Source organism: Candidatus Thiothrix phosphatis (assembly GCF_035668035.1).
Classification (GTDB): domain Bacteria; phylum Pseudomonadota; class Gammaproteobacteria; order Thiotrichales; family Thiotrichaceae; genus Thiothrix; species Thiothrix phosphatis.
In genome coordinates, this window is sequence record NZ_JAYMYJ010000106.1 from 48,924 (window position 1) to 60,239 (window position 11,316).

Genomic DNA, 11,316 nt, shown 5'->3' on the forward strand with positions numbered 1-11,316 from the left:
TAAAGGAAGGTTGGGAAAAGGTTGGCAGGCCCTTTTTTCACCACGCACAATCGCTTTGACGCAGGAGGAGGCGTATGAGGCAAGCACACGCGGCAGGAGGAACCCTGTCACAGCGGCGGGTTACGATCGAAACCCAATGGAGCCGTTTCATGGCGGGCAGCCCATTCATGAAAGCGGATAACGTGCGCGATGACATCATGTCTTCGTGGCAACGCAGCGCCCAATATCTCAAACCCCAACGGCCCCACGCACCGGCTGACGATGAATACACCGCCACCAAGCTCTGGCAGGAATCCCAACTTTGCCAGGCAGCCCGCCGCGAACAGGATGCAATGATGCAACTGGCCAAGGAAGGGGAACTGGTGGCGGCGATTGCTGACCCGAGTGGACGTTTGTTGTGGACGTTTGCCAGCAGCCACATGCAACGGCGGGCTGAAGCCGTCAACTTTACCGCAGGCGGGCATTGGGACGAACGTTCGGTCGGCACCAATGCTATTGGCCTTACCCTGAAACTGCGGCGCTCGGTCACGGTGTTTTCATCCGAACATTACTTGCCGTTTGTGCATGACTGGGTGTGTTACGGCGCGCCGATCATTCATCCGCAAACCGGCGAATGCGTAGGCGTGCTGGACATGTCCACCACCTGGAACCGGCATACGCCCTTGGGGCAGGCGGCGGTGACTGAGCTGGCGCGTTCCATTGCTGCCGGTTTGCCACACAATCTGCCGCGTGCGGAACTGGAAATCCATGCAATGGGCCACCCGCGTGTTTCGTTCCGGGGCAAGCCGCTGAATCTGCCGATGCGTCAGGTGGAAATTCTCTGTCTGCTGGCGCTGAATCCGCAAGGCTTGAGTCTGGATGGCTTCCACGCCGCGTTGTATGGCGATGCGCCGGTTTCCACCGCAACCCTGAAGTCGGAACTTTCCCATTTGCGCCGGGTATTGGATGGGCAGATTGGTTCACGGCCTTACCGTTTGCTGGCACCCGTCTGGGCTGATTTCATCCAGGTTTGGCAGACTTTGCGTCAGCAGCGCACCAACGAAGCTTTCTCGCTGTATCGCGGTTCATTCCTGCCGCAATCCGAGTCACCGGAGCTGGAGGAATGGCGGCATTGCATCGACGCGGTGATGGGGAAGGCATTGGAATCCTGCCAGAACCCTGCCCTATTGATGGAAAAGCTGTGCCACAGTACGTCCGGCAGTGAACTGGTGCGCGAACGGCTGGCCGAACTGGCCTCAAACGGCGGGTTCTGAACAGGTCAATGCTGCGTAATGCCGCAGGTATTCCGGCTCGTAGGTTTGCAAAGCGCTACGCAAGTCATCGGCAGCAATCAGGGAAGAAAGCGCCCGCGCCAGCACATTGCAGTTCCACAAGCCAACCACCGGCTGTTGGCCGAATGCGTAACGGCCTTTTTCATCCGCCGGGTTGATCACGCACGCCGGGTCACGTTCCGGGGTAAAGCCGCTTAAACCCACATCCAGCGTCAGTCCAAGGATGGACTGATTGTCGGTGTTCATCACACCATGTACGAATCCTACTGCCTGCCAGTGTGCTATCAGCCGCGCTGCGCGTAACACCACTTCCTGGAAAAATGCTGCATAGCGTTGTTCGCCTGCCTCTGCGCAATGCGGGAAATGCCAGTGGATGACGTAATCAGCCAGTTTGCGCAAGGCTTTCGTATTGCGCTGGAAATGGTAGTTCTCGAAAGTGCCGAAACGGATATGGCTGGGGGCAATGCGGGTCAGCATGGCTTCCGGGCCAAAACCGCTGCGGTAGACCAGCCCGGAACCCTGGGTGATGCATAGGCAGCGAGTGGTGGGCACGCCGAGTGCAGCCAATTGCTCAGTGATGGCGTATTCGTGCAGGCATTCGTCCAGCCCCGCGCGGCCATCGGCATTGCGGGCGTAAGGGGTGCGGCCAGCGCCTTTCAGGCAGATGTCGAGCAAGCCTGTTGCGGTTTCCACTTCCCCCAATAACACGGCGCGCCCATCGCCCAAAAATGGGTTGAAGTGGCCGAACTGATGCCCGGCGTAAGCTTGTGCCAGCGGGCGGCTGTTAGGTAGCAAGGCATTGCCGCTGAATATTTGTAGGAAATCGTCGGTTGCGCATTCAGCAGGGTCGAGGCCGAGCTGTTGCCCAATAGCAGGGTTAGCGCGTGTAAGGCTGGGATGCTGCAAACCCTGCGGCTGGTGTTCGGCGTAGAACCCTTCCCCCAAGCCGTGGAAATGCTGCTGGAGGGTGAGTTCGGCCAGCCGTTTCATGCTTTGGCTTGCTTGCTGCGTTTGGGCGGGGCTTTGTGTTTGAGGGCGGTGGCGTAGGCTTTGCGCGCCCATTCCAGCAGTTGGTCTTGGTCTTCCAGCAGGTCGGCGGGCACCGTCCAGTAGGACATGACCGCAACCTTGCCATCTTTCTTGCTGTAAGTGAAAGGTTGGCTGCCTGCCTGTTCGTAATCGGCTTGGTTGTCCTCCGTCACCTTGAAGTAGAGGGTATCGCTGATCACGATGGCGAAGATCACGTCGTCGCGGTAGATGCCGAAGCCGCCGAACATGGAACGGTGCGTCACCTGCCCGAGCGGGGCGAGCAGTTCGAGGAGGTAGGTGAGGTATTCGGTTGGTTTGGGCATGGTGCTACCCGCTTGTGTCTAAACAGTCTTCTAGACTAGCAACATCATGATGCTTTTCAAAGGGAGCGCTGGGGAATATTGATAAAGCGAATAGGCTGTTTAGGGATGGTGGTGCTAAACTCAAATACTCCTTAGGCGCAGTACGTGGAGTGCTTTATGAATGTTATAGGCATCAAGGAATTACAAACCAATCCCGGTAAACTCAGCCATTCACTACTAAACAATGAATACATGTTGATCACCCGCCGTGGCGAGCCGCTGGGTGTGGCGCTGCCTTTCGGCACACAGTTGCTGGAAAATGGCATGAAAAACTGGGTTGCCCTCAAGGCTTTTCAGGCGGGTGATTTGAGCCTGGGGCAGTTGGGCAAGGTTTTGGGCAAAAACAAGCATGAAACACTCACGTTGTTGGGGGAGCTGAACATACCTTTTGCTGATTACGATTTGCAGGAAGATTTACAGACACTGGATGAGCTGTTTCCAGCATGACGGCTATTATCGTTAGTGACACTACCAGCCTGATTGTGCTGGAAAAGCTCCAGGCATTGCCGTTGTTGTGTCACCTGTTTTCGCGTGTGCTGATACCTGAGGTTGTTCTTGCTGAATTACAGGCGGGTTCTCCTCATATTCACGAGCTCATTGAGCAGCTTGCTTGTCTGGAGGTGGTGACTGTTCCCGTTTCCCGCAGGTTGGAGTCTTTGTTGCTGTTGCTGGATGCCGGGGAGGCGAATGCGATTGAATTGGCTGTCAGCCGTCATTTGCCACTGATTATTGATGAACGTAAAGGGCGTCAAATTGCACACCAGTTCGGTTTGAAGATAACAGGCTTTGCCGGATTGTTGATTCAGGCTGTTCGCCATGGGGTGATTGATAGGGAGACTGCACTGGAATATCTGGATCAGGCGATGATGAATGGGTTACGTCTGTCTGACCCATTATTGCGGCAAGTGAGAGAGGCACTGGGCAAGATAAGCTAACGCTGCTTGCCTTTTGTCACGCCTCAGGTCTTCCCTCCGACTTACACTAACCCTATAAAGCCAGGGAGGAAGCGCCATACTTCAAATCCTCATCATGGCAGCAGCCACATCCCAATTTGTCCCATAGGGTTCAGCGTAAAGCCGTGGCATTGGCTTTGAAACTGCTGTAATTTGTCGCCAGTTCTTCGGACATGCCAAAATGCGACAAGTGTAGATACAGGAAATTAAGCGAAATGATCACAATAACCCGTAAAATTGCGTGGCTGGCCATTGGCCTGGGCACTTTGGGGCTTGCCGCTGGCAGCCTGATCCTGACGGCTTGGCTGGATTTGCACCCGTGTTACTTATGCATTTTCCAGCGCTTGCTGTTCATCCTGATTGGTGTATTCGGCTTGCTGGCGGTTAGCGGATTCGGGGAAAAGTTATGGGGCGGAGCCATCCTGCTGTTGTCAGGCATCGGCATCAGCGTGTCGGCGTATCAAACCTGGTTGCAGCTACAGCCGCCTGGGTCTGCCTCCTGTGCAGGTGGGCAACCCAACCTGATCGAACAATTGGTTTACTTCCTGAGCGACAACGTCCCTAGCCTGTTTGAGGTTTCCGGCTTATGTGAAGACGAGGAACTGGTGATCCTGGGGCTTTCGCTAGCCAACTGGGCGCTGGTTTCATTCCTGTCAGTGTTTGCTGTGGCGATTTGGGGGATGTTCAGCAAGCAACCGTGGGTAATCGGTTCCCGCCGCTGATCGGTTGCAGGGTACAGGCCAAAAAGCGCGGGCCAGGAAAACCCGGCCCGCGTATCACACGCTAGGAGGAGGAAATCAGAAGAAGCCCAGAGGGTTGATGTCGTAGCTGACCAACAGGTTTTTGGTTTGCTGGTAGTGGTCGAGCATCATTTTGTGGGTTTCGCGCCCTACCCCGGACTTTTTGTAGCCGCCGAAGGCTGCATGTGCAGGGTAGAGGTGGTAACAGTTGGTCCATACCCGGCCTGCGTGGATGCCACGGCCCATGCGGTAGGAACGGTTCATGTCGCGGGTCCATACGCCTGCACCCAAACCAAACTCAGTGTCATTGGCAATCGCCAGCGCTTCTGCTTCATCCTTGAACGTCGTCACCGATACCACCGGCCCGAAAATTTCTTCCTGGAACACCCGCATATTGTTGGTGCCTTTCAGCAGGGTCGGCTTGATGTAGTAACCATCGCAGTATTCACCGCTGAGGTGTTCCGCTTCGCCGCCGGTGATGACTTCGGCACCTTCATCCTTACCGATCTGAATGTATTCCAGAATCTTGTCGTACTGTTCCTGGGAAGCTTGTGCACCGACCATGACTTCAGTGTCCAGCGGGTTGCCGCGTTTGATCTGGGCGGCACGCTCAATCACCATGCCGATGAATTTTTCGTACATGTCTTCCTGCACCAGCATGCGGGATGGGCAGGTGCAGACTTCACCCTGGTTGAAGAAGGCCAGTACCGCGCCTTCGACTGCTTTGCTCAGGAAGGAGTCTTCGTGATCCATGACATCGGAGAAGTAAACATTAGGTGATTTGCCGCCCAGTTCCACGGTGGAGGGAATGATATTGTCGGCAGCGTATTTCATAATCAGTGAGCCGACCGGGGTGGAGCCGGTGAAGGCAATCTTGGCGATGCGGGTGCTGGTTGCCAGTGCCTTGCCTGCTTCCGCGCCGAAACCATTGACGATGTTCAGCACGCCTGCTGGCAGCAAATCCTGGATCAGTTCCGCCAGCACCAGGATGGAGGCTGGCGTTTGTTCGGCAGGCTTGAGCACGACGCAGTTACCCGCAGCCAGCGCTGGAGCCAGTTTCCATGCGGCCATCAGCAGCGGGAAGTTCCACGGAATGATCTGCCCGACCACGCCCAGCGGCTCGTGGAAGTGGTAAGCAACGGTGTGTTCGTCGATTTCGCTGAGAGTGCCTTCCTGCGCACGCAGGCAGCCTGCAAAGTAGCGGAAATGGTCGACGCACAGTGGCACGTCTGCGTTCAGGGTTTCGCGCACGGCTTTGCCGTTGTCCCAGGTTTCGGCGACGGCCAGCATTTCCAGGTTGGCTTCAATGCGGTCAGCGATTTTCAGCAGGATGTTGGAACGGGCGGTGACGGAGGTTTTGCCCCAGGCGTCTTTGGCTGCGTGTGCTGCGTCCAGTGCCAGCTCAATGTCTTCCGCGCTGGAACGGGGAATCTGGCAGAACGGTTTGCCATTCACCGGGGAAATATTGTCGAAGTATTCGCCTTTGACCGGCTCCTTCCACTGGCCGCCGATGAAGTTGCCATAGCGTCCCTTGAAGTTGATGACTGCGCCAGCGGTGTTCGGATTTGCGTATTGCATGTTGGTCGTCCTCTCTCTCTATTTGCCGTTTGATAGGTCGGGATTGCCTCCCTTGAGAACAAGACTACGGCGGCAAAGGTTGGGAAAAGGTGGGATACAACAACAATCGTGACGTGAGAAATAGGTGTATTGGGCGCGAATGTCTTTCTGGTCGCGCTGACACAAACAGTGAGCGTTGATGAAACTATGCTGCTTCTGCGGTCAGGGTGAAATCCGCATGGATTGTATCGTAGGGGACGCAGATGCCACCCGCATCCTGCTCGACAATGCCATGTTCGATCAGGATTTTGATGTCATCATGCACGCGCCGGACATCACGCTGAACCTGTTTTGCCAGTTCGCGGATACTGGTTTTACCCAGTTTTTGCAGCTTGACCACCAAATCCCAGCGGCGGGCGTTGATTACTTCAAAGAACATGCCGGGAGAAGTGAAGGTCAGGTATTCGCCAGCGTATTCGCCCTTGTTCCAGGCATCCAGAAAGCGGGTGGCAGACGCCTGCATGGCCTGTTCTTCCGTCAGTATCTTGATTTCGAGGGTGCGTTCAGTCTTGGTCATGATTTGTACAGGTGTTTGCTGCCTACCACAGGCTGCTCCAATTCCCATATCACCATTTCCTGAATGTGGCCGCCTTCATAAACGATGCGGTCTTTGAGTATGAGTTTTGCTGGCATGTTGACATTATGACAACGGCAAGCGGCGGGATCAATGCGTGGTGAGCATTTTCTGATAGGAAAGTAGCACGTTTTATGAGCAGTCGTGTTTACAAAATAAGGTGGGATACAACAACAATCGTGGCGAGAGAAATAGGCTTCAACCCTAGGTTTTCGCTATGCTGAAACGAAACCACCGGGGAAGGAGCCACCATGGATGATGACCAGTTGTTGCGTTACAGCCGCCAGATCATGCTGCCGCAGATCGACCTGACGGGGCAGGAAAAACTCAACGCTGCATCGGTGCTGATTATTGGCCTGGGAGGGCTGGGTTCCCCCGTTGCCATGTACCTCGCCGCCAGTGGTGTAGGCAGGCTGGTGCTCTGCGACCCGGATGTGGTCGACCTGACCAACCTGCAACGCCAGATTGCGCACGATACCCCCAAAGTCGGCCTGCCCAAGGTCGATTCCGCCGCCGAAACCCTGCGCCGCCTCAACCCGGAAACCACGCTCGAAACCATCCCCTCCAAACTGGACGAAACTGCCCTGCTGGAGCAGATGCAGCAGGTGGATGTCGTCGTGGATTGCACCGACAGCCTCGATTCCCGCCTGCTGATCAATCGTGCGGCAGTGGCTGCCCGCAAGCCGCTGGTGTCCGCCGCCGCCATCCGCTGGGAAGGGCAGATCAGCGTGTTCCAGCCCCACCTTGGGGAAAACCCTTGCTACCACTGCTTTTACGGCAAGGTCGGCGGCCTTGCGCAAACCTGTAGTGAAAACGGTGTGGTCGGCCCCCTACTGGGCGTGCTTGGCAGCATGCAGGCGTTGGAAACCCTCAAGTTGCTGGTCGGCAGCGGCACAACCCTGACCGGGCGTGTCCTGATGTTCGACGGGCAGGCGATGGAATGGATGGAATTCAAACTACCGCGCGACCCCAACTGCCCGGTATGCGGCAACCTTCACAGAAGGTAAGGACTCTCAAAACCCCCAAATATTTTGGTATACACTCAATCTTATCCTGGAGGAGTCAAAAGTTAGAAAAACCGCCGTTCCGCGCCTCGCCAGAGACGCCACAAACCCAAGAGGAGGAGGAATCAATGACCGTGAAGCTAGCACTCACGGTGAATGGCAATGCTGTGGAGGCGGAAATTGATCCGCGTACCCTGCTGGTGCAATTCATCCGTGAACATTTAGGCCTTACCGGCACCCACGTCGGCTGTGACACCGCCCATTGCGGCGCCTGCACCATTCACCTTAACGGACACGCGGTCAAAGCGTGCAATATCCTCGCCCTGCAAGCACAAGGGGCGGAAATCACCACCATCGAAGGCCTGGCCAACCCTGACGGCGAGATGCACCCGATGCAGGCCGCTTTCAAGGAATGCCATGGCCTGCAATGCGGCTTCTGCACACCGGGCATGGTGATGAGCGCAACCGCGCTGCTGAAGGAAAACCCCAACCCCAGCGAACACGATATCCGCGCAGCGCTGGATGGCAATTTCTGCCGTTGCACCGGCTACCAGAATATCGTCAAGGCGGTGCAGACCTGCGCCGCAGGAGGTTAAGGCTATGGGCGCAAATATTCCCAATGGCATTGGTGCTGCCACCCGCCGCAAGGAAGATCAACGTTTTCTCACCGGCGCGGGCAATTACACCGACGACATCAACCTGCACGGGCAGACTTACGCTTATTTCCTGCGTTCACCCTATGCCCACGCCAAAATCAACAGCATTGACCTGAGCGAGGCCAAAGCCGCACCCGGCGTGGTCGCTATTTTCACGGGTGAAGATCTGGCGGCTTCCGGCATCAATGGCTTGCCCTGCGGCTGGCTGATTACCGATGTGAACGGGCAACCGATGAAAGAGCCGGTACACCCGGTACTGGCGCAAGGAAAAGCGCGTTACGTCGGCGACCCGGTGGCGGTGATTATTGCCAACACCTATTTCCAGGCGAAGGATGCCTCAGAACTGGTGATGGTCGATTACGAGCCGCTGGAAGCGGTGACCGATACCGCCCAAGCCAAAGGCTCGACAGCCGTGGTGCATGATGAAGCCCCGGATAACGTTTCCTTCGTCTGGGCGGTGGGTGACAAGGGCGCGGCTGATCAAGCATTTGCCAAGGCCGATCACATTACCACGCTGGAATTCCGCAATAACCGGCTGTCCCCCAACGCCATCGAGCCGCGTGCCGCGCTTGCCCAGTATTCGCGTGCCGAAGATGCTTACACCCTGTACGTGGCCAACCAGAATCCGCACGTTGAACGCCTGCTGATGACTGCCTTCGTGCTGGGTCTGCCGGAACATAAGGTGCGGGTGATTGCACCGGATGTAGGCGGCGGTTTTGGTTCCAAAATCTTCCTCTACAACGAGGAAACCGCGCTGGTATGGGCTTCGAAGCGGGTTAACCGGCCGATCAAATGGACGGCGGAACGTTCCGAATCCTTCCTCTCCGACGCGCATGGCCGTGATCATGTGACCAAGGCGGAACTGGCGTTGGACAAGGACGGCAAGTTCCTCGGGATGCGGGTGGATACCACCGCGAATCTGGGTTCCTACCTGTCTACCTTTGCTTCCTGTGTACCGACCATTTTGTACGCCACTTTGCTGGCGGGGCAGTATGCAACTCCGGCCATTCACTGCCAAGTCACGGGTGTTTTCACCAATACCTCGCCGGTGGATGCTTACCGTGGCGCGGGCCGCCCCGAAGCCACGTTCGTGGTGGAACGGTTGGTGTCAGCAGCGGCAATGGAAACCGGTATTCCCCAGGATGAAATCCGCCGTCGCAATTTCATCCGCGAATTCCCGTATGCCACGCCGGTAGGCCTGACCTATGACGTTGGCGACTACGAGGCAACGCTGAATGCTGCGATGAAAATTGCTGATGTGGAAGGTTTTGCTGCGCGCAAGGAGGAAGCCAAACAACGCGGCAAGTTACGTGGTTTGGGGTACTCCTGCTACATCGAAGCCTGCGGGTTGGCACCTTCCAATATCGCGGGTGCGCTCGGTGCGCGCGCCGGTTTGTTTGAAGCCGGGGAAGTGCGGGTGCATCCGACCGGCTCCGTCACGGTTTTCACCGGCTCGCACAGCCATGGGCAGGGGCATGAAACCACCTTTGCGCAAGTGGTGGCTGACCGCCTTGGCATTCCGTTTGAAAACGTTGACATCGTGCATGGTGATACCGGGCGCGTACCGTTCGGCATGGGCACTTACGGTTCCCGTTCGCTGGCAGTAGGTGCATCCGCCATTATCCGCGCCGTGGATAAAATCGTCGACAAGGGCCGCAAGATTGCCGCGCATCTGCTGGAAACGGCGGATTCCGACGTGGTGTTCGAGGACGGCAAATTCAAGGTGGCGGGGACTGACCGCGCGGTCGATTTCGCCCAGGTCGCACTGACGGCCTACGTGCCGCACAACTACCCGCTCGACAAGCTGGAACCGGGGCTGGACGAAACCGCGTTCTACGACCCGACCAATTTCACCTACCCGGCAGGCAGCCATATCTGCGAAGTGGAGGTCGACCCAGATACCGGCGTGGTCGAAATCGTCAGTTTCACCGCCTCGGATGATTTCGGCAATATCATCAACCCGATGATCGTCGAAGGTCAGGTGCACGGCGGTTTGGCGCAGGGAATCGGCCAGGCATTGCTGGAACACGCCATCTATGACCCGGAAAGCGGCCAGTTGCTGACCGGCTCCTACACCGACTATGCGATGCCGCGTGCTGATGATATTCCGAACTTCAAGGTGGATACCCAGGTCACGCCTTGCACCCACAATCCGCTGGGCGTCAAAGGCTGCGGGGAAGCGGGCGCGATTGGTTCACCACCTGCGGTCATTAGCGCCATTATCGACGCGCTCAAGGATCTCGGGGTGAAAGATATGCCGATGCCTGCGACCCCGCACCGTGTCTGGCAAGCCATTCAAACCGCCCGCAACTAAGGAGGACAGGAACATGTATGCATTTGAATACCATCGTCCCGGTACAGTCGCCGAAGCTGCGTCCTTGCTGGGTTCTCTGGAAGACGCCAAGGCGCTGGCAGGCGGGCAAACCCTGATTGCCACGCTGAAACTGCGGCTGGCGCAACCTTCCGACCTCATCGATCTGGGCGGCATCAGCGAGCTGAACGGTATCCGCGTGGAAGGCGATAATCTGGTCATCGGCGCACTGAGCAAACACGCGGAAGTGGCGAACTCGGCGGAGGTGCAACAGCACATCCCCGCGTTGGCGGCACTCGCCCACAGCATCGGTGACCGGCAGGTACGTGCCGTTGGCACGCTGGGCGGCTCCATCGCCAATAACGACCCGGCGGCGGATTACCCGGCCGGTGTGCTGGGGCTGGGCGCAACCGTGGTCACTTCCCAGCGCGAACTGGCAGCCGACGATTTCTTCACCGGACTGTACGAAACCGCGCTGAACCCGGATGAGCTGATCACCGCAGTTCGTTTCCCCATCCCGCAACGCGCGGCTTACGCGAAATTCCCCAACCCGGCTTCACGCTTTGCGCTGGTAGGCGTCTTCGTCGCGCAGGCGGCAGATGGTTCCGTGCGCGTGGCCGTGACCGGCGCTGGCCCTGGCGTGTTCCGGGTGGCGGAGATGGAAGCGGCTTTGAACAGCCATTTTGCGCCGGATGCACTGTATGGCATCCGTGTGGATGCGGATGAGCTGAACAGCGACCTGCACGCAGATGCGGCGTACCGGGCACATCTGGTGGGCGTGATGGCGAAACGGGCAGTG

Annotated in this window: 12 protein-coding genes; 8 read left to right on the plus strand and 4 right to left on the minus strand. The window is 57.3% G+C overall.

Going from position 1 to position 11,316, the window contains the following annotated elements; translation table 11 throughout:
• Positions 1–74: 74 nt before the first annotated feature.
• The gene (locus tag VSS37_RS11105; RefSeq protein ID WP_324695211.1) at positions 75–1,253 is read left to right on the plus strand and encodes a helix-turn-helix domain-containing protein; all 1,179 of its coding nucleotides are present in this window, start codon (positions 75–77) and stop codon (positions 1,251–1,253) included.
• Here VSS37_RS11105 and VSS37_RS11110 read toward each other — a convergent pair.
• Both VSS37_RS11110 and VSS37_RS11115 read right to left on the minus strand, forming a co-directional pair.
• A complete protein-coding gene (locus VSS37_RS11110; protein ID WP_324695213.1) occupies positions 1,236–2,261 on the minus strand; it encodes a protein adenylyltransferase SelO family protein in 1,026 nt (341 codons plus the stop codon). The two genes, VSS37_RS11105 and VSS37_RS11110, sit on opposite strands and share 18 nt — an antisense overlap.
• On the minus strand, positions 2,258–2,623 hold the full coding sequence (locus VSS37_RS11115; RefSeq protein ID WP_324695215.1) for a TfoX/Sxy family protein: 366 nt from the start codon (positions 2,621–2,623) through the stop codon (positions 2,258–2,260). The genes VSS37_RS11110 and VSS37_RS11115 overlap by 4 nt, the downstream gene beginning before the upstream one ends.
• 156 nt (positions 2,624–2,779) lie before the next feature.
• Between VSS37_RS11115 and VSS37_RS11120 the strand changes: the two genes are divergently transcribed.
• The 3 genes from VSS37_RS11120 to VSS37_RS11130 all read left to right on the plus strand — a co-directional run bounded on the left by VSS37_RS11120 (position 2,780) and on the right by VSS37_RS11130 (position 4,337).
• Positions 2,780–3,109, plus strand: a complete 330-nt coding sequence (locus tag VSS37_RS11120) for a UPF0175 family protein (RefSeq protein WP_324695217.1) — start codon at positions 2,780–2,782, stop codon at positions 3,107–3,109.
• On the plus strand, positions 3,106–3,597 hold the full coding sequence (locus VSS37_RS11125; RefSeq protein WP_510952326.1) for a PIN domain-containing protein: 492 nt from the start codon (positions 3,106–3,108) through the stop codon (positions 3,595–3,597). Before VSS37_RS11120 ends, VSS37_RS11125 begins: the two co-directional genes overlap by 4 nt.
• A 233-nt stretch (positions 3,598–3,830) precedes the next feature.
• On the plus strand, positions 3,831–4,337 hold the full coding sequence (locus tag VSS37_RS11130; protein ID WP_324695221.1) for a disulfide bond formation protein B: 507 nt from the start codon (positions 3,831–3,833) through the stop codon (positions 4,335–4,337).
• Between the two features lie 75 nt (positions 4,338–4,412).
• Here the strand turns inward: VSS37_RS11130 and exaC are convergent, their stop codons facing one another.
• Positions 4,413–5,933 (minus strand): acetaldehyde dehydrogenase ExaC, encoded by a 1,521-nt coding sequence (gene exaC / locus VSS37_RS11135; protein WP_324695223.1) that lies wholly within the window; start codon positions 5,931–5,933, stop codon positions 4,413–4,415.
• Between the two features lie 184 nt (positions 5,934–6,117).
• Complete coding sequence (locus VSS37_RS11140) at positions 6,118–6,489, minus strand: HVO_A0114 family putative DNA-binding protein (RefSeq protein ID WP_324695225.1); 372 nt, start codon at positions 6,487–6,489, stop codon at positions 6,118–6,120.
• Positions 6,490–6,797: 308 nt separating this feature from the next.
• Between VSS37_RS11140 and VSS37_RS11145 the strand changes: the two genes are divergently transcribed.
• The 4 genes from VSS37_RS11145 to VSS37_RS11160 form a co-directional block, all read left to right on the plus strand.
• A complete protein-coding gene (locus VSS37_RS11145) occupies positions 6,798–7,553 on the plus strand; it encodes a HesA/MoeB/ThiF family protein (protein ID WP_324695228.1) in 756 nt (251 codons plus the stop codon).
• 125 nt (positions 7,554–7,678) lie between these two features.
• On the plus strand, positions 7,679–8,146 hold the full coding sequence (locus VSS37_RS11150) for a (2Fe-2S)-binding protein (RefSeq protein ID WP_324695230.1): 468 nt from the start codon (positions 7,679–7,681) through the stop codon (positions 8,144–8,146).
• 4 nt (positions 8,147–8,150) lie between these two features.
• The gene (locus VSS37_RS11155; protein WP_324695232.1) at positions 8,151–10,520 is read left to right on the plus strand and encodes a xanthine dehydrogenase family protein molybdopterin-binding subunit; all 2,370 of its coding nucleotides are present in this window, start codon (positions 8,151–8,153) and stop codon (positions 10,518–10,520) included.
• A 13-nt stretch (positions 10,521–10,533) separates the two neighbouring features.
• A partial coding sequence (locus tag VSS37_RS11160) for an FAD binding domain-containing protein (RefSeq protein ID WP_324695234.1) occupies positions 10,534–11,316 on the plus strand: 783 nt, incomplete at its 3' end.